Genomic DNA, 21,719 nt, shown 5'->3' with positions numbered 1-21,719 from the left:
TATGACTCCAAGTTTTACATTAGATGGGGAGAATTTATTATATTCAGCAACTAAAAATTTAGAGGATTTTAGGGCAACTGATTTTACTAAGGTATATAATGAGTGGGAAAGTCAACCACACAATATTTATGAATATAATATGAAAACATCAAGTGTTAAAAAGATAACAGAAGGAGAGCATTTCGACTTTATGCCCATCAGTGTATCAGAAGATAGTATATTGTTTAGCAGATATAAGGGCAATGATTATTATAGCTTAATAAAACTGACCAACGGGAAAGAAAATGTGATAGTTGATAATATCATTTTTAGTGGTGGAAGTGACAATTACCCCTTTGGACTCTATGGTCATATAGATACAGAAAAAGGTATGGATATATTTTTAAATAGAAAGGAAGTATATTCATATAAAGAAAAGGATAAAAGTCAAAACATTATAAATGAATTGTATAAATTGAAAGGAACTAAAATAGGCAATAATTCAAAGGTTGGTAATATACTTAATCTCTTGGATTTTCCTGAAGAATTAACTCCCAGTGGAATGGAATTATTTACTAAGGAAGAACCCTATGGACTCCAAGTTAATTTTAAGGCTCATGCTGAAACACAGATGAAATATATAGCCATGAGCTCCGACTACATTTGGAGAGCCCAGTCTTTAATTTTATTCTCCCTTATTGATAACTTAGATTATATTAAGTATTCCATAGATAGTGGAGACGGAAATATTGTTGTATCTTATATAACTAGAGAGGTTACTGATAGTCTAACTATGTCAGCATTAGGATATAGGATTTCAGAAATAGCTAAAAATAAGAAACGTTTTAAGAAATTTTATGAAATATTGATTGAAAACAGTATGGAGGAAAATCAACCTGAAGGGTTAGTTGGATATATAGTAATAAAGGATAATACTTTGTATTTTAACGAAGTTGAAATTGTTGAATGGGAAGACAAGGCAAGGGTAAAAGAACTTGGTCTAAATGAATATGATATGCCAAATGGATATATGATTATTAACAAAAATAAAAGTGAAAGAACCTTTGAATTAGCAGATGAAGTTATATTTACTTTTACAGATGTAAACCTTGATTTTGTAAAAAATTCAGAAGGTGATAGATTATATACTACAACAAGAAAAGATGAATTCCTAAGACACTTAGGAAAGTTAAATGATTTTCCACTATCTGAGCAAAATTTGCCATACTTTATTGAAGTAAAAGATGGTAAGGTAATAAGTATCACTGAAAAATTTAAATATACAATTTAATTTAAATGTATAGAACTTGATGAACATTAGCTGCTAAACTAAGTTGAATTAATTATTTGAGATTTTAATTGTCTTAAACTTATAATTATTAAAACAAATTTAATCAGACTGTTTTATATATAGATGAGGAAATCATTTTTTCTTCATCTATTTTTATTATAATTTTGGAAATATGTCACAAAATCTAATTTTGAATTGTTATAAGGGTACAGTTGACTGGAAAAAAGAAAGGGGTGAAGCCATGGAAGATATAGAACTTGGTAAAAGATTTGCAACTGGAGGAGAGGCTATATTAGAAGAGGTGATTAATCTCTATGGCGAAAAGCTCCTCCGCTATGCAACAGCAATTTTATGTGATTATCAAGAGGCAGAAGATGTAGTACAAGAGAGTTTCCTCTCGGCATATGAAAATCGCAATAAATTTGATGGAGAAAATTTGTCTGCATGGTTATATAAAATCACATATAATCGCAGTTTAAATCAACTAAAAAGACATAAGATATTTTATTTTAGTGAGATTCATAGTGAAGCAGTGTTGGGGGAGCAAGACGAAGGACTAAGTGATGAAACACTTCGAGCTTTGCGAAAACTTAAACCTAAGGAGCGGGCATTACTATATGGGAGAATAATGGAGGATCAAAGTTATGAGGAACTATCTTTGCTTACTGGTATTTCTCCATCGACCTTACGAAAGCAGTATCAAAGAGCAAAGAAGAAATTGGCAAAACAAATAAATATTGAATACAGTAGAAAGGAGTTTGAACATGAGTAAATTAGATATTGATGAGCAAAAAATATATGATATGTTTTCTCAAATTACTGTTGATTCAAGCAAAATTACAAAACAAGTGAAAAATAGATTACAAAAAACATATACTAAAACACAAACTAGCAGACATAGACTATTTCTAAGGCATATAATTGTAGCTATGGTGTTATCCATGTTTTTAGTTGTTAGTGCAACTGCTGCAGTATTGGGAAATTTTCAATGGTTTATGAAGAAATTTAATCCAAGTTTTGGCAAAGTTATAGAACCTATTGGAGTCTATAGTGAGGATCAGGGCATTAGAATGGAGGTAATTGGTGCACAAAAATATGACAATAGAGCAATTGTATATCTATCTCTTCAAGATATGACAGGGGAGAATAGATTGACAGAAAAAACTGCCTTTAGAGATGGATTTAGTGTTAAAATGAATCAGCGAACTCCAGATAAATTCTTAGAAACTAAGGATTCTTTGTTGTCTGGATTTTCCTGGAAACAAAAAATGATTTATTTTGATTCCGATACTAATACTATTTATTATGAATTCAATATAACTACTGACTTAGATACACCATTATCAGATCCATTGGAGCTTGGTAGTTCACTAATTTATTTTGATGAAATAGCTTATGAAGAAGAACCAATAAATTTATCTCTTTCAACAATTAAAGACAAAGATACTGTAACTATTGATAAAGTACAAGTTTGGGGTGGTATGAATTTGGCAGATAATTATAGTTTATATACAAAAGCACTTTTACCAGGTAATTATGCCAGTATGCCTCATGGTGAAAAAGACCAATGGATTTCTAATATAGGTATTATAGATGGGAAATTACATGTTCAGACAGGTAAGATTTTTAATAAAGAATTTGGCACCAGTGACCCAACCATTGACATAAAGGATAAAGATGGAAATTTAATATCCTATGACTATAGTTTAGTTTTACTTGCAGATGGAAAAAATAATTTTCTAGACTTTGAAAGAAATGATTATGGTGATGCTATATATAAGTATGAAGAATTTATATTTTCTATAAATTTAGAAGACCTTAGCAAATATACTCTTTCCTATACTGGTGCAGTTCATTCTGGCGTTGAAGGTAATTGGAGAGTTGTGGCAAATTTAAGTAATTCAAACCCAAACATTCTCACTTGGACAAATGATATTTCATTTGAAGGACATGTTTTTGAATATATAACATTAAGTCCTTTAGGATTACAAGCAATGGGGACCTATAAAGGGGAGGATTGCCACATTAGAGAGATGATAATTAAAGTTGAAAATGTAGATGGTATTATTCAATTGAAAGGTGGAGGAGGAAGTCAAAATCCTGAAAATCATACTTTTAATTTAAATTGGGATATAGAAACTCCTATTGATGTTACAAAAGTTACAGCTATAATTATAGATGATACTAGAATACCCATTGTTACTAACTAAAACTATTGGTACCAAGATAATAACAAAAATATCTTTAAATAATAAGATGAGAATAAAAATACAATAAAATAGTTTAAAAAACAACACTAGAGAGGATTAACCAGTGAACCAATCCTCTCTAAAATTATGTCTATAAATTAATTCTATGTTATTCTTCAGAATTTCAAGGTCATATAACAATGACATTAGCATGAAACAGAGATAAATCAAGGGTATTAAAGCTTTATCTATAAATATAGTAAATACATATTATAATGTATTTCTATATGTAATAGTTCACATATAGTATATACTATATTTAAGAAATAATTTTTAAAGAGGTAATTTATAGGAGAATCAACTTAGCTAAATGGGGTAATATTGTAGCAATTCCTATGCTAAAAACAAACAATAAAAAACAAAAATTGAGCTTTTAGCTGAACAATTCAAGGGTGAAAGATTAAATTAAAGTATTGGATTTAATTGAAAGGCAGTTGTATATATAGGATTATGTGAAGTAATTATTATGAAGGAGAAAAATATGAGTAATTATATTATTAAAGAATTAACTGAGGAGTATGCAATAGAAATTTGTAATTGGAAATATGAGAAAGAATATGCTGTTTATAATTTTTCAGATTATGATACGGTAGTAAAAAATGGATGGGGTTTATCAATAAAGGAAAAGAGGGAAGATGAATTTATAGGCATATTTTATAATGATGAGTTAATTGGATATGGAAGAATTACAAATGATTGTGGTAAAAGTATTATTGGTATAGGATTAAAGCCTACTTTTTGTGGAAAAGGTTATGGTAAAGATATAATGAAGCTATTAATAAAAGAGTCTAGGAAGAGATATCCTCAATATCCGGTGACACTTGAAGTAAGATCCTTCAATAAAAGAGCCATAAAATGTTACTTAGATGTTGGATTTGAGATTAAAGATAAATATATTAAAGATACATTTGATGGTAAAGATGAATTTTATTATATGGAATATTCATTATAGTAGAAAACAATAAAAGTATTTAACAATATTTACAAATTCCATCTTAATAATATATTTTGTAGTTTAACTGGTATACCTTCAATTATTAATCAAAGATTTTTGCGTTAAGATAATAATATGGATATGTTGAAATACTAGAATATTATATAGATAAGGATGGATTTTTAAATTTAAAGAATTTAGCTTAAGTAAAAAATCACTAGGTATGGAGGTAAAGGCTAAAAATAATTTATAAGGGGCAGATTAAATGAAAAGATATATAAGTATTCGTCATTGGGATTATTGGTTTGGTATATATGGGTTTTGTGAATTTCCTAGTGAAGTTGAATTTGATATAACAACGGATTTAGAAGGTGAAGATATAGTATTTCATTTTGATCTAATGGATCTGGGCTGTATGGAATATTTTATAGGAAATAATCTCTATATAGAGAAAGAGGATAAGGAATATAATAAATTTTTAGAATCTCATGAGAAACTTTTAAATGGATCAGAATCTCACTTAGTAACAATTATTCGTTATCCTACGAAAATATCTGGGGATAATGTTAGTTATAAAATGTTCCCTAAATATAAGACAGGTAGTTTATTAGATATAAAAAATAATAAAGGAGAATCCTCCTATTATGCAGATATATTTATTAATAAAAGAAATGATTTAGCACCTTGGAAGTTAATTTATCATATGAAAAAGATAATGTTAGATTTATTTGGATGGGAAGTAGATCTGGAGATTACTTATATTCCAAGCTATGAAGAAACATTAAATTCATTTTTTGAATAGATATGAGGACTAATTAAAGTAATGGATTTATAGAGAAGGTACCCATAAACAAAGAAAATACTTTGAGAGGTGTGATAATATGAACTTCTATGTAGATGGTAAATATAGTGCATTTGAGGAACTCATGCATTACTATCATATAAATTTTAATGTATACTATATTTTAGTTCTTATAGTACTTGTAAACTGTATTAAGGCAATAGTAAATTTTTATTCTATTAAAAAATCCAAGGTGTCAAATATTTTTTCAAGTAACATGGACTTGCTTTTAAGCATATTAGCTGGTATGGGGTTAGGATGTGGGATGTTTTTTCATGGAGTATTTGCTGACATGTCATCCAAATATTTTAAGATTTGGGGAAACAAAATATTTATCTTATGTTTAGTTGCTTTTGTTTTATTTATTATTCAATTTATTTTTATACAGAAAAGTCAAAATATAAAAAATAAGACAAATGACAAGTTGTTTTAACGAATTAATGAAAATTAAGTATTTTATAATTATAAAATATGTCCTATCTATGAACTAATATCTGATCTTCAATTCAGCCTGCGATACAGTAGTATTGTCAACTGTTTCTTTTATTTATGGAATTGTTAATTTTTATTATCCTATGTTATAATATAATATTAGCATACAAATGAAAGGTTGATATTTTTGGAAATAAGATTAGAGGGATTAAAAGAAACAAAAGAGTTCGGAATTAAATTAGGCAGTATCCTAAAGAGTGGAGATATAGTTTGTCTAAATGGTGAACTAGGTGCTGGAAAGACTACCTTAACTAAATCAATAGGTTTAGGTCTTGGAGTTACTGATTACATAACCAGTCCAACTTTTGCTTTAATAAATGAATATAATGGAAGAGTGCCGGTTTATCATTTTGATGTATATAGATTAGAGAATGTAGAGGAAATTTATGATTTAGGTTTTGACGAATATTTTTATGGTAAAGGTGTCTGTATAATAGAATGGGCAGAAAAAATAGAAAGATTATTACCTAAGGAAAGGGTTATATTAGATATAGAAAAGGGTAAAGCTTTAGATGAAAGGATAATAAATATAAAAGGATTTGGCAATAGATATATAGAGATACTTAAGGAGTTGGAGAAAAATTGAAAATATTAGCTTTAGATACATCAACTATGATGGCAACTTGTACCGTATTAGATGAAAATAGAGTATTAGGGGAGTATTCCTTAAATCAAGAGGAAACTCATTCTGAAAAATTAGTACCTATGATTAAGGAAGTTTTAGATAGTTTAGATTTAAAGGTTAGTGATATTGACCTTTATGGTGTTGCTATAGGTCCTGGTTCTTTTACTGGTCTTAGAATTGGTGTGGCAACAGTAAAAGCATTTGCCCATTTATTTAATAAGCCAATAGTAGGTATATCTACTTTAGAAGCCTTAGCCTTTAATTTGCCTTATGGAGAAACGATTGTTCCAATGATTGATGCGAGAAGAGATCGAGTTTATACAGGTATATATACTTGGGAAGACAGTAAGATTAAGACAATAATGGAGCCAGATGTACTTAATATATATGATTTATTAGATATTCTTGATAAATCATATGATAAAGTATTAGTAAATGGAGATGGATCCTTATTACATAAAGAGAAGATTAAAGAGAGATTAAAGGAAAAAGCAAGGTTTTCAACTATTGGCCATAATTTTTGCAGAGCTACTAGTATAGGAGAATTAGCAATTATTAAGTATAATGAAGGAATTAAAGATGACTATTTTACTTTAGTACCAGAATATTTAAGAGAATCACAAGCTCAAAGGGAATTAAGAGAAAGGGAGCAAAGATAAAATGGGTATTATTATCCGAAAAATGGAAGAAGAAGATTTAGATAGAATAATGGAAATAGAGAAGGATGCCTTTACTACTCCTTGGACAAGGGAAGCTTTTTTACTTGAAATAACTAAAAATCAATTAGCTAGATATATTGTAGCTGAAATAGACGATGTAGTAGTGGGATATGGTGGTATATGGCTGATATTAGATGAAGGACATATAACTAATATTGCAGTAGAAAGCAAATATAGAAATATAGGTGCAGGCAAAGCCATAGTAGAAGCTCTTATTTCCTTGTGTATTAAGCAAAATATTGGCGGGATGACTTTAGAAGTAAGAGAATCTAACATAGTAGCCCAACATTTATATAAAGAATATGGTTTTATTGAATCAGGAATTAGACCAAATTATTATGCAGATGATAATGAAAATGCAATAATTATGTGGAAAAAATTATAGAATTAAGAGGTGTATAGTATGTTGACATTAGCCATAGAAACTTCCTGTGATGAAACGTCAGTTGCTGTGATTAAAAATGGAAGGGAAGTTTTATCTAATATAATATCTTCTCAGATAGATATTCATAGAAAATTTGGAGGCGTAGTACCAGAAATAGCTTCAAGAAAGCATATAGAGAGTATAAACCCTATTATACAAGAAGCATTAGATAAAGCAAATATTGGATTTGATAATATAGACTTAATAGGAGTGACTCAAGGGCCAGGATTAGTAGGAGCTTTACTTATAGGTATATCAACTGCTAAGGCCTTAGCCTATGGACTAGATAGACCTATTATTGGAGTAAACCATATAGAAGGTCATGTCTGTGCAAATTATATTGAACATAAAGATTTAGAGCCGCCTTTTACCTGTTTAATAGTATCGGGTGGACATACTTATTTAGTACAAGTAAATAGTTATACTAATTATGAATTAATAGGTAGAACAAGAGATGATGCAGCAGGGGAGGCCTTTGATAAGGTAGCTAGAGCCTTGGGACTTCCTTATCCGGGAGGACCAGTTATAGACAAATTATCTGAAAATGGAAATAAAGATGCTATAGATTTTCCTAGAGTAATGTTAGAGCCAAAATCCTATGACTTTAGCTTTAGCGGACTTAAGACGGCAGTGTTAAACTATTTAAATCAAAGGGAACAAAAAGGTCAGGATATTATAATAGAAGATGTAGCAGCATCTTTTCAACAGGCTGTATTAGATGTACTTGTGGATAAATCATTTAGGCTTGCTCATGAAAGAAATTCTAACAAAATAGTTATAGCTGGGGGGGTAGCTGCAAATCAAGGTTTAAGAAATATGATGGAAGAGAGAGGGAAAAATGAAAATATAAATATATTTTACCCATCTAAGATATTATGCACAGATAATGCAGCTATGATTGGTGCAGCAGCATATTTTAACTATAAAGAAGGTAAGGAATCGGATTTACATTTAAATGTTGTACCAAGTTTAGACTTAATTTGATACTTTTTAACAAATTATTCCACACATTGTCCACATATAATAAGATGATTTATTACAATAAACTGTGGACAATGTGAATAATATATGGAAAACCTTAAAATAAAGGGCTTGGATTGTGGATAAACTTGTGGGTATTGTGTATAAGATGTGAATTATATGTGGAGTTATTCTTCCGTCAATAAAATCCATTCATTATACAACTCATCTAATGTAAGTTGAATTGTTTCTCTTTTTTTCGTTAATTCAACAATCTTTTCAGGCTCTTCATATATTAGAGGGTTACAAAGAAGATTGTCCAATTCTTCAAGTTTACATTCTTCTTCATTTATTTTTTCTTCTAAATTGACTATTTTCTTTTTTTTGGCTCTTTCTTCTTGTATTAATTCCTTTTCTTTTCTTTTTTCTAGTTTTATTTGAGTCTTTGTTTTGCCATCATCTTCATTTTCTACATATATTATTTCATTTTTCTTTTCTAGATAATAATCATAATTTCCTAAATATTCCTTAATTCCATCTACAGTTAATTCTAGAATCTTATCTGTTACCCTATTTAAAAAATATCTATCGTGAGATATTACAAATAATGTACCTTCATAATCAAGTATTGATTCTTCTAAAACCTCTTTAGAGTCTATATCTAAATGGTTAGTAGGTTCATCCATTAATAGGAAGTTTGCATTGGATAACATTAATTTCAGTAAAGAAAGTCTTCCTTTTTCCCCACCACTTAAATCTGAGATTTCCTTAAATATATCATCACCTATGAACATAAACTGACTAAGGATTGTCCTTACCTGGTAGTGATCAAAATTTGGATTTTCATCCCATATTTCATCTATGATGGTTTTATTTAGATTGAGTCTATCCATTTCTTGGTCAAAGTAACCAGATACAACATGATGACCAAGGGTTATATCTCCATTATCTTTAGAAATTTGCCCTAGGATTATTTTAAATAAAGTGGTTTTTCCAATACCATTAGCACCGATAAGTCCAACCTTTTCTCCTCTATAAATATTAAAATGTATATCTTTTAGAAGCTTTAAATCTCCAAAGGATTTTTCAAGGTTCTCTACTTGTAGAACATCTCTGCCTGATTTTATCTTTGGTTCAAATTTAATTCTTGCTTTTTTTTGATCACTTTGTGGTTTAGGCAGTAGTTTCATTTTATCTAACATTTTTTGTCTGGACTGGGCAAGACCATGATATCTTTCTCCTCCATAAGCTTTAAATCTTTGAATTATTTCTTCCTGCCTTTTTATTTCTTTCTGTTGATCTTCAAAATGTTTTTTATATAATTCTAGTTCTTTTTTTCTTCTAGCCATAAAATTAGTATAATTGGTGTTGTAAATATTTAATTTTAAGTTTTCTAAGTGAAATATTCTATTTACAACATTATCTAAGAAATATCTATCATGGGATATTATAAGTGCAGCTCCTTTATAATCTTTTAAAAATTTTTCTAGCCATTCAATAGCATCTATATCTAAATGGTTAGTAGGCTCATCTAATAATAAAATATCTGGCTTTTCAAGAAGTAGCTTAGCTAATGATAAACGTGATTTTTGTCCGCCGCTAAGGATATTAACCTGCTTTTCTAAATCCTCATCATTAAAGCCTAAGCCTTTAAGTGTGCCTTTAATTTCTGATTTATATCCATATCCATTTAAAGATAAGAACTCTTCTGACATATGAGCATATTCATCCATTAAGATGTTTAATTTTTCAGTGGTACCCTTTTCACTTTCCAATGAAATTTTATGCTCAAGTTCTCTTAAATTTTCTTCCATTTTTATTAAGGGAAGAAAGACTTCCAAACATTCGTCAAAAACATTTTTATTGCTTTCTATTTTTGTATGTTGTTTCAAATATCCAATTTTTATATCTTTTTGAATATATATCTCTCCACTATCTTGATGGATTTCACCGCTTAAGATATTGAAAAGTGTGGTTTTTCCTGAACCATTTAGTCCAATTACCCCAATTTTATCTCCATCTTCTACAGTAAAACTAAGACAGTCTAAAATAGTATCTATTACATAAGTTTTAATTATATTGCTACATGAAAGGACTAACATTTTATTTCCTCCTAAATATTATTCAATTATAGCCAATGGAAAAGTCCTACTTTAATCCTTATATAAAGAACTTTTCCTCAAAGATTTTTAAGAAAAACTTCCTTAATTTTAATATTTCCATAGAAACTTTTCTTATATTGTATCAAAAAATGTACTGATTTTCCATTGCCTTTGATACCCCCGTATGGTAAAATAAAATAAAATTATCTGATGAGGGAGAAAAATGGAAATATATATTAATGATAAGGCACAAAATTATATAAAAAATAAGTCCGAAAATAATTCTATACAGATTGTAGTTGAAAAGGTAGGAGGAGGCTGATGTATAAGTTATCAACCATCAGTGAAGATGGGAAAACCCTATAATGAGAGCTCTTTTACTATGCATAAAGCAGGAGATATAGATGTATATATTTCTCCTAATATTAGGGCGCGTAATAATACATTAAAAATTGGTCTTAATAAGATACTATGGATAAAGTCTTTAAATGTAGATGGTGTAATTTTATAATTAAATAAAGAAAATACTCCTATAAAGATTAGGAGTATTTTAAGACTTTAAATCTAATTCCATTGATAATGAAGATAGAATTTGATCAATTAGATTTAAATTGCATTTGCCTTCCTTAGTATAATGAATACAATTTATACAATTTTCATATTTATCTTCATAAGCACGAACAGAAGATGTTAAACTGCTTGATACTAGATTATTTCTTGAAGGGTCATATTCATTGCAGTATAAAGCTATTTTTCTAAGTTGCTCCTTACTAGCCATTATAACACTCCTTTCAGAGATTATTATGTCAAAAAAGGTAATTAAATATTCAAAAAACATTATATGAGCAAATTGACATATTAATGTCATAATGTTATAATAGTCTGTAAAATATTATTAGGTGGTGATTACAAAATGGACAGAGACAGCAGGGTTTCCATAACAGTTATAAGGAGATTGCCTAAATATTATAGATATTTGGGAGATTTATTAAATAAAGGTATCAATAGGATTTCATCTCAGGAATTAAGTAAAATGACAGGCTTTACAGCTTCTCAAATAAGGCAGGACTTGAATAATTTCGGTGGATTTGGACAACAAGGCTATGGATATAATGTAGAAGAACTACATAATCAATTAGCTAAAATACTCGGGTTAGAAACTATATATAAGGCTGTAATAGCAGGTGCAGGAAACCTAGGTCAGGCCATAGCCAATTATAAAGGTTTTGAAGATGCTGGTTTCAAGGTACTTTCACTTTTTGATAAAAATCCAAAACTTATAGGTCTAAGGATTAGAGATATTGAAATAAGAGATGTAGATACTATGGTTGATTTTATTAAGGAAAATAATGTAGACATAGGAATCATTACTTCTCCAAAAGATAATGCTCAAGAAATAGCAGATGCTTTTATAAAAGCAGGAGTTAAAGGTATTTGGAACTTTGCACCAATAGATTTAAATGTTCCCGAAGATATGATAGTGGAGAATGTACGTTTAAATGAAAGTTTATTTACACTTTCCTATTTCCTAAAGGATAGGTACGCAGAGCTTTAGTTGTTAATGGAATGACGAGAATTATAAAAGATCAAAGAAAATAATTAAGATATTAATTTAAAAACCTAATTAATCAGTTAATTTACAGTTAATTTGATTAGTTGGGTTTTTTATATTTAAAATTAAAGATAAAAATTTAACGATATTAGTGGAAATAAAAAAATAAATGGCTTATAATGAAGTTAGGGATAGCCAATATATTAGGGAGGGAAATAATATATGAATTTCAACTTAACTAAAGAGCAACAAATGGTAAGAGATGTAATGAAGGAATTCACTGAAAAAGAGGTAAGACCTATTGCTGCCGAAATTGATGAAACGGAAAGATTTCCGAGAGAAACTGTAGAAAAAATGGCAAAATACAATATGCTAGGTATACCTTTTCCAGTAGAGTATGGCGGAGCAGGTGGGGATGAACTATCCTATGCTATAGCAGTTGAAGAGTTATCAAAGGCTTGTGCTACTACAGGAGTTATATTATCAGCCCATACATCCTTAGGATGTTGGCCAATATACAAATACGGAACAGAGGAACAAAAACAGAAATATTTAATTCCTTTAGCAAAAGGAGAACATTTGGGTGCTTTTGGTTTAACAGAACCTAATGCTGGTACTGATGCTGCAGGACAACAAACTACAGCAATACTTGACGGGGATCATTATATATTAAATGGTTCAAAAATATTTATTACAAACGGAGGACAAGCAGATACATATATAATATTTGCTATGACAGACAAGAGCAAAGGAACTAGAGGAATATCTGCTTTTATAGTTGAGAAAGAGCGTGAAGGATTTAGTATAGGAAAGATTGAAGAAAAGATGGGTATTAGAGCTTCGGCTACGGCAGAATTAATATTTCAAAATTGTAGAATTCCAAAAGAAAATTTATTAGGAAAAGAAGGAGAAGGATTTAAAATAGCCATGTCCACCCTTGATGGCGGTAGAATTGGTATAGCTTCTCAGGCTCTTGGTATAGCTGCAGGTGCATTAGACGAAACGGTAAAATACTTAAAAGAAAGACAACAATTCGGCAGACCTTTATCTAAGTTCCAAGGTATTCAATGGATGGTGGCAGATATGGCTACAGAGATTGAAGCAGCTAGACTTTTAGTTTATAACGCAGCATATAATAAAGCTAATAATCTTCCATATAACAAAGAAGCAGCTATGGCTAAACTATTTGCAGCAAATTGTGCTATGAATGTAACTACTAAATGTGTTCAATTATTTGGCGGATATGGATATACAAAGGATTATCCTATGGAAAGAATGATGAGAGATGCTAAGATAACTGAAATATATGAAGGCACATCTCAAGTTCAACAAATGGTTATAGCGGCTCAAGTATTAAAATAATTTGTATAGGAGGAAGAAAATGAATATTATAGTATGTTTAAAACAAGTACCAGATACTAATGAAGTAAAAATAGATCCAGTTCGTGGAACTCTTATTCGTGAAGGAGTGCCAAGTATTATAAATCCAGATGATAGAAATGCTTTAGAAGAGGCTTTGAAACTTAAGGATGAGAATAAGGATATAAAAGTAACAGTACTAAGCATGGGACCTCCTCAAGCAGATGTTGCTCTTAGAGAAGCCTTAGCCATGGGAGCAGATGAAGCAGTATTACTATCTGATAGAGCCTTTGCTGGTTCTGATACTTGGGCTACATCTACAGCTCTAGCAACAGGAATTAAAAATATAAAGGATTATGATATTATTTTTTGCGGAAGGCAAGCAATAGATGGAGATACAGCACAAGTTGGTCCTCAAATTGCTGAACATTTAAATTTACCTCAAATAACTTATGTTGAAGAATTAAAGATTAAAGATAATAAGGTTATAGCTAAAAGGGCATTAGAGGATGGATATTTTGTTATAGAATCAAAAATGCCTGTTCTTTTAACAGCTATAAAAGAATTAAACGAGCCAAGATATCCTTCCATTAAAGGCATATATGATGCTCATAAAGGTGAGAAGGTAAAAGTTTTATCTGCTAAGGATATAGATGCTGATTTTAGTAATCTAGGGCTAGATGGCTCTCCTACTCAAGTAAATAAATCCTTTACACCACCAGGAAGATCTGGTGTAGGTGAAATATTACAAGGAAATGCAAAGGAAACTGCTAGAGAGTTAATAATTAAATTGAAAGAAAAACATCTTATTTAATATAATTATTGGATAAAGGAGGAAATTTAAATGGCTGTTAAGGTTATAGAATTGAAATGTATTGGCTGTGGTAAATGTGTTAGAGTATGTCCATTTGATGCTATTGATATGATAGATAAAAAGGCTAAAATAAATGAAAAATGTACGGCTTGTGGTCAATGTGTAGTAGCTTGTCCTGTAAAAGCAATAGAAAAAGAAGAGAAAAAATTTAGAGCTGGTGGCGTAGATGTAGAGCTATATAAAGGTGTTTGGGTATTTGCAGAACAAAGAGATGGAGAATTACTTAATGTAGCTATAGAGTTAGTTGGAGAAGGCAGAAAGATAGCCGATGCATTAGAAACTGAACTAACTGCAGTATTATTAGGTAATGATGTAGATAATTTAGCTGAAAAGCTTGTTAAATATGGTGCGGATAATGTTTTATATGCTGATCATCCTTTATTAAATGTTTATACAACTGACGGATATACTAAGATAATTTATGATTTAATTAAGGAAAGAAAACCTGAAATTATGTTAATAGGTGCTACAAATATTGGTAGAGATTTAGGACCTAGAATATCTGCTAGAGTACACACAGGACTTACTGCTGACTGTACTAAGCTAGATGTAGATTTAGAGAACAGAAGACTTATGCAAACACGTCCGGCATTTGGCGGTAATTTAATGGCAACAATTGTATGTCCGGATCATAGACCACAAATGTCTACAGTTAGACCAGGAGTTATGGAAAAGGCTAAGTATGATGAAAGTAGAAAGGGTAATATAGTTAAATTTAATCCAGACCTAAAGGATGAAGATATAAGGGCTAAAGTTACGGAAGTAGTCAAGGGTGGAAAAGCAGAAGTACAATTAGAAGAATCTAAGATAATAGTATCTGGTGGTAGAGGACTTGGAAATCCGGAAGGATTTAAGTTAATTGAAGAGCTAGCTAAAAAACTTGGCGGAGTAGTAGGTGCTTCTCGTGCTACAGTTGATGCTGGCTGGATAGAGCATGGGCATCAAGTAGGACAAACAGGAAAAACTGTTAGACCTTCACTTTATGTTGCTTGCGGTATTTCTGGAGCTATTCAGCATTTAGCTGGTATGCAGGATTCTAAGGTAATAGTGGCTATAAATAAGGATGCAGATGCACCTATATTTAAGATTGCTGATTATGGTATAGTTGGAGATGTTTATGAAGTACTACCAGAGCTTATAGAAGCTTTAGATAATGTTGATGATATAATGGAGGCATTTAAAGGTTTAAGCAAATAGATTAAATCTATTTACAATTGGCAAATTAACCGATAATTGCTAATTATATAAAAATTCTGAAATGTTTACAAAAAAATTCCATTATGTTATAATTTCAGTGAAATGATATACGATTAAGCATAAAGTTTCGCTATTAAAATTATAGGGAGGTTTTGTTTAATGTCAAAAGAAAGTTTAAATCCATTAGAAAGTGCTCAGTTACAAGTTAAACATGCTTGTGATAAGTTAGGACTAGAGCCAGCAGTTTATGAATTACTTAAAGAACCACAAAGAATAATTGAGATTTCGATTCCAGTTAAAATGGATGACGGAACCATAAAAGTATTCAAAGGATATAGGGCATCACATAATACAGCAATTGGACCTGCTAAAGGTGGAATTAGATTCCATCCAGGAGTTAATCCAGATGAAGTTAAGGCTTTATCAATTTGGATGACATTTAAATGTGGAGTTATGGGAGTTCCTTACGGCGGTGGAAAAGGTGGAATCACTGTTGATCCACTTCAATTGTCACAAGGAGAATTAGAAAGATTAGCTAGAGGATATGTTCAAGGACTTCATAAATATCTAGGAGAAAAAATAGATGTTCCAGCTCCAGACGTAGGATCTAACGGTCAAATTATGGCTTGGATGGTAGATGAATATATTAAGTTAAATAATGATAATATGGCTTTAGGTGTACTTACTGGCAAACCAGTTCAATGGGGTGGCTCACAAGGAAGAAATGAAGCTACAGGATTTGGAGTTGCAGTTATAGCAAGAGAAGCAGCTAGAGAATTAGGCATGGATATGACTAAGATATCAGTTGCTATTCAAGGTTTTGGAAACGTAGGTAGATATACAGTTAAAAATGTACAACGTCAAGGTGCAAAAATTGTAGCTATAGCTGAATGGGCGCCATCAGTTGGAACTTATGCATTATATAATGAAGATGGATTAGACTTCTATGATATGGAAGCTTACTTCAATGAACATAAAAATTTAGTAGATTATCCAAAGGCAAAAATGATTTCATTAGATGAATTCTGGACACTTGATGTAGATATGCTAATTCCGGCAGCTTTGGAAAATGCTATTACAGAAGATGTAGCTAAAGTTGTAAAAGCTAAATTAATATGTGAAGCAGCAAACGGACCTATTACTCCAGGTGCAGATGTTATATTAAAAGAAAGAGGAATTACAGTTACTCCGGATATTTTAACAAATGCTGGTGGAGTTACAGTTTCCTACTTTGAATGGGTACAAAACCTATATGGCTATTACTGGTCAGAAAAAGAAGTAGAAGAAAAACAAGAAGTTGAAATGGTTAAGGCATTCAACGCAATTTGGAAACTTAAAAACGAATATAATGTTACAGTAAGAGAAGCAGCTTATATGATTTCAGTTAAGAAAGTTGCTGAAGTAATGAAATTAAGAGGATGGTATTAATATATAAAAAACTGGCTTAGGCCAGTTTTTTTATTGTAAATAAGGGTAAAATACTAAGGGAAAGGAGAGTAATATGAAATATAATATAATTGAAGAAAAAGAAAAAATAATATTAAAAGATATAAAAAACTTTGAGCCTAAACATATATTTGAATGTGGGCAAGCTTTTAGATGGAAAGTAGAAGAAGACAAATCCTATACTATAGTAGCCTATGGGAGAGTACTTAATGTAAAGAAAGAAAATAATGATATTATACTATCTAATACAAATAGAGAAGACTTTAATAATATTTGGTATAATTATTTTGATTTAGATAGGGATTATGATGAGATAAAAAAGGAATTATCAAAGGATCCCATACTAGATGAAGCAATTAAATTTGGAGAAGGGATTAGAATACTGAATCAGGAACCCTTTGAGATGGTAATATCATTTATAACATCAGCTAATAATCAAATACCTAGAATAAAAAAATCCATAGAGTTAATGTCTAAAAATTATGGAGAAAAAATTGCGACAGGAGAACCTGAATACTATAGCTTCCCAACAGCAGAAAACTTGTCAAAGGCTATGGCAGAAGATTTAAAGGAAATATGCAAGGTAGGCTTTAGAGGAGAAAGAATTGTACAGACAGCAAAGATTATAGCAAATGGTGAGTTGGATTTAAACTCAATCTATAGTTTAACTAGGGATGAAGGTAAAGAACTTTTAATGACTTTACCAGGGGTAGGACCAAAGGTTAGTGACTGTATTTTATTATTTGCTTTTAATAAAGATGATGCTTTTCCAGTAGATGTATGGGTAAAAAGAGTTATGGAACATTTTTATTTAAAAGAAGATACTAATGTGAAGCTAATAGGAACACATGGTGCTAGAATATTTGGAAACCTTGCAGGATTTGCCCAACAATATTTATTTTATTATGCTAGGGAGTTGGGAATAGGGAAGTAGAAGAATTGACAATTAAAATGAAGAATAATAATTAGTGAATGATAAGAATAGTTATAACCAGAGTCTATTAGGCACTGGTTATTTCAGTATTGTAAACTATTTGTAATTTATTCTTTATATAATATTGTTATACTGGTAGTAAAGAGATAAGATAAAGTGGTGAAGAAATGCATAGATTAAAAGCAAAAATAATAGTTCTCTCTATTTCTATAGTCTTAATGGGCTTGCTTTTGTTTTTTTCATTTAATCAAGTTAAACTTCCTATAGAAATAAAGGATAAAATCATAGATTATGCCATAGGGAATATCAATGGAGACGATATAGACTATTTAGTGATATTAACAGGGTCCAGGTGGAGAAAATTCGGTAAGGAAGTAATTATCTTTTCCTTAGAAGATATGAAAGAAATATATAGAAGAAATTTTTCGGAATTCAAGCCTTGGAAAATAGCCATAGGAGATATAGATGGAGATGGAAAATATGAAGTATCTGTTGGTATGTATAAAAAATCTCCCCTTCATGAAGTAATGGCGAAAAGACCGTTTATATATTCTTTTGAGAATGGGAGATTAGAACCTAAATGGAGAGGCTCAAGACTATCAAAACCCTTTACTGATTATAATTTTTATGATATAGATGGAGATAATATAGACGAAATAATTTCAGTTGAAATACTGGAGAACAATAGAAAGATTATTAATACGTATAAGTGGAAGGGATTTGGATTTGAGGGATATTTAGAATCTAAGGATTATGAAGATATAAAAGAGTTGATTATAGAAAATGGAAGAGCATATATTCGAGTAAAGGAAGGAAGAGATAAATACCTAGGGGTAGTAAAATTAAAAGATAATAATTTAATAATAGAAAGGGAGGATTAGGTTGAAAAGAAAATCATTCTGCTCAATTACTTCATTTATTTTGGCAGCAGTTATTTTGATGACTGGATGTACTACTGATGTATCAGGAGATACTAAAAATGATAAAGAAATTAATAAGGAAATAAACCATGGATTAATAAATATAGGAGTTCCCTATGAGCCCTTAAAATTTGAAATAAAAGTTGAGCCTTATATGGTGAAATCTGATTTATCTAATATTGAAAATCTGAAGAGATTTGGTGAATTTTCTAAGGAACAATTAGAACTTATAGTGAAAAACAATTTTGTAGCGAATCCTACGAAACAAGAGCAATTATTTTATATCTACGAAGATAATGAATATAAGAATATACCATCCTTTATTACAACTGATTCAGTTCTGCAAGTATACCATATATTCTATGATTATACACTACGAACATTGGAGAATGATAAATTATTGGGATTAGTAGAAGAAATGACAGATAGTATGTTAAAAGATTCTATTAATATCTATAATAAACTAAAGGATAAAGAGCTCAAGGATATTCAATTAAAGAATATTGGTTTTTTTGTTACTGCACAGTTGGCATTAGAAAAGGAAATTCCAAATGAAGTACCAGAACAGGCAAGAAAGATAGCCTTGGAAGAACTAGAAAAAATCAATGCCCATTCTGGATTTGAAAAATCTAGTTTATTTCCATATGACCTAGATTATAGCCAATTTATCATTAGAGGACATTATACTCGTTCTAAGGATTTTGAGAGGTATTTCAAGGCTATGATGTGGTATGGGCAAGCTCCATTTCCTTTGTATTTAGCTAATGGTGAAAGAAATATAGAGCAGACTCTACAGGCCCTTTTGATTACCTATAGTTTATATTCTAATAAGGAGAATTATAATAAATGGGAAAATATATATGAGCCAACTAATTTTTTTGTTGGGAATAGTGATGATTTAAGTATTTATCAATATGGAGAATTATTATTTAAAATATATGGAAAAACTCCAAATTTAAATAAATTAAAGGATAAGAAAAAACTAGATGAATTTTATGAAGAAGCAGATAAATTGCCAGAACCAAGAATAAAAGCAAAATATACTACTGTAACTACTCCAGTAGGAAAACAATTTAGGTTTATGGGACAGAGATATATCTTAGATTCTGAAATTGTTCAAGAATTAGTAGAGCCTATAATTAGACCAATACCTTCAGGATTAGATATAATGGGAGTATTAGGTTCAGAAAGAGCAAAAGAAATTCAATTATCTAAGGAAGAAAATCAATTCTGGGAAGATTATCCTGTTAAAATTGAAAAATTGAAAAATGAATTTTCATTAATATCTGAAGAGGAATGGATGGGAAATATGTACCAAGGATGGATTTGGACATTACTTGGATTTCTTGAACCCTTTGGAGAGGGTTATCCATCTTTTATGACTAATAAGGCTTGGGTAGATAAAAATTTAAATACAGCTCTTGGCTCTTGGTCAGAGTTAAAACATGATACTGTTCTTTATGGAAAACAATCTGGTGCAGAATGTGGTGGCGCAGGATTTGAAGAAGTAGTAGGATATGTGGAGCCTAATATAGAAGTATATGAGAAATTATTATGGCTTACTAAGTTCTCAAGGAAAAATTTATCTGCTAGGGGCTTAACCGTAGAAGGCATAGATATGAAGATGGGAGAATTTGAAGAAATTCTAGAGTTTTTAATCAATTGCTCAATAAAAGAACTAAGGAATGAAGAATTGACAAATGAAGAGTATTTTCAAATCGAGGTATATGGAGGTAGACTAGAGCGTTTAACAGCTTCCTTTGCTGGAGATTATTTACGATGGTTTGAGATAACTTCTGAAACAGATAAGAATATGGCAGTAATAGCAGATTTTCATACTATTGCACCAAATCAATTTAGCCAAGGTGGATATATGGAAGCAGGAGTAGGCCCAGCATATGAAATTTATGTAGTAGTACCTATAGGAGGAAAACTATATCTTACAAGAGGTGCAGTATTTAGCTATCATGAGTTTATATCTAATGAAAGATTGACAGATGAAAAATGGCAGAAACTCATAAAGGAAGATAAACAACCATCTATGCCAGAATGGACAAATACTTTTATAAGAGAAGGAAAAGGAGAAATACCTTATCCAGAATATGAATAATTAAAAACATGCTCAATATTGAGCATGTTTTTAATTTATATAGTCCAAAAGTCTATCTCTATCTATAATTATAATGCTATGACCCTTTAGAATGACAATACCTTTATTTTCTAACTCTTTTAAAAAGCGATTAACAGTTTCTCTAGATGTTCCTACCATATTAGAAAGATCCGTTTGATTTATGGGGGCATCGATTAAAATATAATCACCTATTTTTTTGCCATAATCCCTTGATAACTTCCATAGCCTAGAGGCTATTCTTTGGCTAGTATTATAGATTCCAAGATTTAGAATTTGCCTTTGGCTTCTCCGTATTATATGTGTTAGGGAAGTAAGAATAAGAAGATTCAAATCAAAATCTTCTTTCATAAGTCTAAGCAAAATATCCTTATCTATACTAATTAAAGATGCATCACTAACAACCTTTGCAGTAGTTGCAGTAAGTTTTCCATCAATAGCACATTGATTTATAAAATCTCCAGTTGAAAGATAATATAAATATTTTTCTTTTCCTTCTATAGATGTTTTTGATAATACTATATATCCATAAAGAATAATATAGATTAGTGGATTCTGCTCTGATTCTAAGTAAATGACAGTTCCTTTAGTATATTCCATATAGGAGGAATTTTTTAAAAACTTTTCCTTTGTCTCTTCTGATATATCTCTCCAAGATTTGAAATTATCTAACTGAATCATAGTCAATACCTC

General features: G+C 30.3%; 22 protein-coding genes. 19 read left to right on the top strand and 3 right to left on the bottom strand.

Annotated features, from left to right (window positions below; genetic code table 11):
* From RT714_RS12335 to tsaD, 10 genes are all read left to right on the top strand, one after another.
* On the top strand, positions 1-1,270 hold a 1,270-nt coding region (locus RT714_RS12335), incomplete at its 5' end, for a DUF4825 domain-containing protein (RefSeq protein ID WP_313757987.1).
* Between the two features lie 190 nt (positions 1,271-1,460).
* Positions 1,461-2,042, top strand: coding sequence for an RNA polymerase sigma factor (locus RT714_RS12330; protein WP_313757985.1), 582 nt, complete (start codon positions 1,461-1,463; stop codon positions 2,040-2,042).
* A complete protein-coding gene (locus RT714_RS12325) occupies positions 2,035-3,480 on the top strand; it encodes a hypothetical protein (RefSeq protein WP_313757984.1) in 1,446 nt (481 codons plus the stop codon). The genes RT714_RS12330 and RT714_RS12325 overlap by 8 nt, the downstream gene beginning before the upstream one ends.
* A gap of 520 nt (positions 3,481-4,000) precedes the next feature.
* Positions 4,001-4,471: a GNAT family N-acetyltransferase gene (locus tag RT714_RS12320; protein ID WP_313757983.1), complete on the top strand. Its 471-nt coding sequence runs from the start codon at positions 4,001-4,003 to the stop codon at positions 4,469-4,471.
* Between the two features lie 247 nt (positions 4,472-4,718).
* A complete protein-coding gene (locus RT714_RS12315; protein WP_313757982.1) occupies positions 4,719-5,255 on the top strand; it encodes a hypothetical protein in 537 nt (178 codons plus the stop codon).
* Between the two features lie 79 nt (positions 5,256-5,334).
* Positions 5,335-5,727, top strand: a complete 393-nt coding sequence (locus RT714_RS12310) for a hypothetical protein (RefSeq protein ID WP_313757980.1) — start codon at positions 5,335-5,337, stop codon at positions 5,725-5,727.
* A gap of 186 nt (positions 5,728-5,913) precedes the next feature.
* Complete coding sequence (gene tsaE, locus RT714_RS12305) at positions 5,914-6,372, top strand: tRNA (adenosine(37)-N6)-threonylcarbamoyltransferase complex ATPase subunit type 1 TsaE (RefSeq protein WP_313757979.1); 459 nt, start codon at positions 5,914-5,916, stop codon at positions 6,370-6,372.
* Positions 6,369-7,070, top strand: a complete 702-nt coding sequence (gene tsaB, locus RT714_RS12300) for a tRNA (adenosine(37)-N6)-threonylcarbamoyltransferase complex dimerization subunit type 1 TsaB (RefSeq protein WP_313757977.1) — start codon at positions 6,369-6,371, stop codon at positions 7,068-7,070. Before tsaE ends, tsaB begins: the two co-directional genes overlap by 4 nt.
* Positions 7,071-7,092: 22 nt before the next feature.
* Positions 7,093-7,515, top strand: a complete 423-nt coding sequence (gene rimI, locus RT714_RS12295; protein ID WP_313757976.1) for a ribosomal protein S18-alanine N-acetyltransferase — start codon at positions 7,093-7,095, stop codon at positions 7,513-7,515.
* Between the two features lie 9 nt (positions 7,516-7,524).
* Positions 7,525-8,538 (top strand): tRNA (adenosine(37)-N6)-threonylcarbamoyltransferase complex transferase subunit TsaD, encoded by a 1,014-nt coding sequence (gene tsaD, locus RT714_RS12290; protein ID WP_399326858.1) that lies wholly within the window; start codon positions 7,525-7,527, stop codon positions 8,536-8,538.
* Positions 8,539-8,702: 164 nt separating this feature from the next.
* Here tsaD and RT714_RS12285 read toward each other — a convergent pair whose 3' ends face one another.
* The gene (locus RT714_RS12285) at positions 8,703-10,616 is read right to left on the bottom strand and encodes an ABC-F family ATP-binding cassette domain-containing protein (protein WP_313757973.1); all 1,914 of its coding nucleotides are present in this window, start codon (positions 10,614-10,616) and stop codon (positions 8,703-8,705) included.
* A gap of 223 nt (positions 10,617-10,839) precedes the next feature.
* Between RT714_RS12285 and RT714_RS12280 the strand changes: the two genes are divergently transcribed.
* On the top strand, positions 10,840-11,127 hold the full coding sequence (locus tag RT714_RS12280) for a CC/Se motif family (seleno)protein (protein ID WP_313757972.1): 288 nt from the start codon (positions 10,840-10,842) through the stop codon (positions 11,125-11,127).
* A gap of 39 nt (positions 11,128-11,166) precedes the next feature.
* Here the strand turns inward: RT714_RS12280 and RT714_RS12275 are convergent, their stop codons facing one another.
* Complete coding sequence (locus tag RT714_RS12275; RefSeq protein ID WP_234950041.1) at positions 11,167-11,394, bottom strand: hypothetical protein; 228 nt, start codon at positions 11,392-11,394, stop codon at positions 11,167-11,169.
* Positions 11,395-11,529: 135 nt separating this feature from the next.
* Here RT714_RS12275 and RT714_RS12270 point away from each other — a divergent pair, with 135 nt between their 5' ends.
* From RT714_RS12270 to RT714_RS12235, 8 genes are all read left to right on the top strand, one after another.
* Complete coding sequence (locus RT714_RS12270) at positions 11,530-12,171, top strand: redox-sensing transcriptional repressor Rex (RefSeq protein ID WP_313757971.1); 642 nt, start codon at positions 11,530-11,532, stop codon at positions 12,169-12,171.
* A gap of 219 nt (positions 12,172-12,390) precedes the next feature.
* Positions 12,391-13,530, top strand: coding sequence for an acyl-CoA dehydrogenase (locus tag RT714_RS12265; protein WP_313757969.1), 1,140 nt, complete (start codon positions 12,391-12,393; stop codon positions 13,528-13,530).
* Positions 13,531-13,549: 19 nt separating this feature from the next.
* Positions 13,550-14,341, top strand: a complete 792-nt coding sequence (locus tag RT714_RS12260) for an electron transfer flavoprotein subunit beta/FixA family protein (RefSeq protein ID WP_313757968.1) — start codon at positions 13,550-13,552, stop codon at positions 14,339-14,341.
* A gap of 30 nt (positions 14,342-14,371) precedes the next feature.
* Positions 14,372-15,598: an electron transfer flavoprotein subunit alpha gene (locus RT714_RS12255; RefSeq protein ID WP_313757966.1), complete on the top strand. Its 1,227-nt coding sequence runs from the start codon at positions 14,372-14,374 to the stop codon at positions 15,596-15,598.
* A 159-nt stretch (positions 15,599-15,757) separates the two neighbouring features.
* Positions 15,758-17,026 carry a Glu/Leu/Phe/Val dehydrogenase gene (locus tag RT714_RS12250; RefSeq protein WP_072976427.1) on the top strand — a complete coding sequence of 423 codons (1,269 nt, stop codon included), beginning with the start codon at positions 15,758-15,760 and terminating at the stop codon, positions 17,024-17,026.
* A gap of 73 nt (positions 17,027-17,099) precedes the next feature.
* Positions 17,100-17,978 (top strand): DNA glycosylase, encoded by an 879-nt coding sequence (locus tag RT714_RS12245; RefSeq protein WP_313757964.1) that lies wholly within the window; start codon positions 17,100-17,102, stop codon positions 17,976-17,978.
* A 167-nt stretch (positions 17,979-18,145) separates the two neighbouring features.
* Positions 18,146-18,859, top strand: coding sequence for a hypothetical protein (locus tag RT714_RS12240; RefSeq protein ID WP_313757963.1), 714 nt, complete (start codon positions 18,146-18,148; stop codon positions 18,857-18,859).
* Between the two features lies 1 nt (position 18,860).
* Entirely contained in the window at positions 18,861-21,008 is a 2,148-nt protein-coding gene (locus RT714_RS12235; RefSeq protein ID WP_313757961.1) for a DUF3160 domain-containing protein, read from the top strand.
* A 30-nt stretch (positions 21,009-21,038) separates the two neighbouring features.
* Here RT714_RS12235 and RT714_RS12230 read toward each other — a convergent pair whose 3' ends face one another.
* On the bottom strand, positions 21,039-21,707 hold the full coding sequence (locus RT714_RS12230; protein WP_313757960.1) for a Crp/Fnr family transcriptional regulator: 669 nt from the start codon (positions 21,705-21,707) through the stop codon (positions 21,039-21,041).
* Between the last annotated feature and the right edge of the window lie 12 nt (positions 21,708-21,719).

The sequence above is a fragment of the Tissierella sp. genome (genome assembly GCF_032104385.1).
Classification (GTDB): Bacteria; Bacillota; Clostridia; order Tissierellales; family Tissierellaceae; genus Tissierella.
The sequence above is the reverse complement of the archived record's forward strand: the minus strand, read 5'-3'. Positions and strand labels throughout refer to the sequence as shown.

What these genes read in the sequence shown, in the direction of transcription:
- RT714_RS12325 (WP_313757984.1), top strand. Translation starts at nt 2,035, where the DNA reads ATGAGTAAATTAGATATTGATGAGCAAAAAATATATGATATGTTTTCT.
- RT714_RS12320 (WP_313757983.1), top strand. Translation starts at nt 4,001, where the DNA reads ATGAGTAATTATATTATTAAAGAATTAACTGAGGAGTATGCAATAGAA.
- RT714_RS12315 (WP_313757982.1), top strand. Translation starts at nt 4,719, where the DNA reads ATGAAAAGATATATAAGTATTCGTCATTGGGATTATTGGTTTGGTATA.
- RT714_RS12310 (WP_313757980.1), top strand. Translation starts at nt 5,335, where the DNA reads ATGAACTTCTATGTAGATGGTAAATATAGTGCATTTGAGGAACTCATG.
- rimI (WP_313757976.1), top strand. Translation starts at nt 7,093, where the DNA reads ATGGAAGAAGAAGATTTAGATAGAATAATGGAAATAGAGAAGGATGCC.
- RT714_RS12285 (WP_313757973.1), bottom strand. Translation starts at nt 10,616, where the DNA reads ATGTTAGTCCTTTCATGTAGCAATATAATTAAAACTTATGTAATAGAT.
- RT714_RS12275 (WP_234950041.1), bottom strand. Translation starts at nt 11,394, where the DNA reads ATGGCTAGTAAGGAGCAACTTAGAAAAATAGCTTTATACTGCAATGAA.
- RT714_RS12270 (WP_313757971.1), top strand. Translation starts at nt 11,530, where the DNA reads ATGGACAGAGACAGCAGGGTTTCCATAACAGTTATAAGGAGATTGCCT.
- RT714_RS12265 (WP_313757969.1), top strand. Translation starts at nt 12,391, where the DNA reads ATGAATTTCAACTTAACTAAAGAGCAACAAATGGTAAGAGATGTAATG.
- RT714_RS12260 (WP_313757968.1), top strand. Translation starts at nt 13,550, where the DNA reads ATGAATATTATAGTATGTTTAAAACAAGTACCAGATACTAATGAAGTA.
- RT714_RS12255 (WP_313757966.1), top strand. Translation starts at nt 14,372, where the DNA reads ATGGCTGTTAAGGTTATAGAATTGAAATGTATTGGCTGTGGTAAATGT.
- RT714_RS12250 (WP_072976427.1), top strand. Translation starts at nt 15,758, where the DNA reads ATGTCAAAAGAAAGTTTAAATCCATTAGAAAGTGCTCAGTTACAAGTT.
- RT714_RS12245 (WP_313757964.1), top strand. Translation starts at nt 17,100, where the DNA reads ATGAAATATAATATAATTGAAGAAAAAGAAAAAATAATATTAAAAGAT.
- RT714_RS12240 (WP_313757963.1), top strand. Translation starts at nt 18,146, where the DNA reads ATGCATAGATTAAAAGCAAAAATAATAGTTCTCTCTATTTCTATAGTC.
- RT714_RS12230 (WP_313757960.1), bottom strand. Translation starts at nt 21,707, where the DNA reads ATGATTCAGTTAGATAATTTCAAATCTTGGAGAGATATATCAGAAGAG.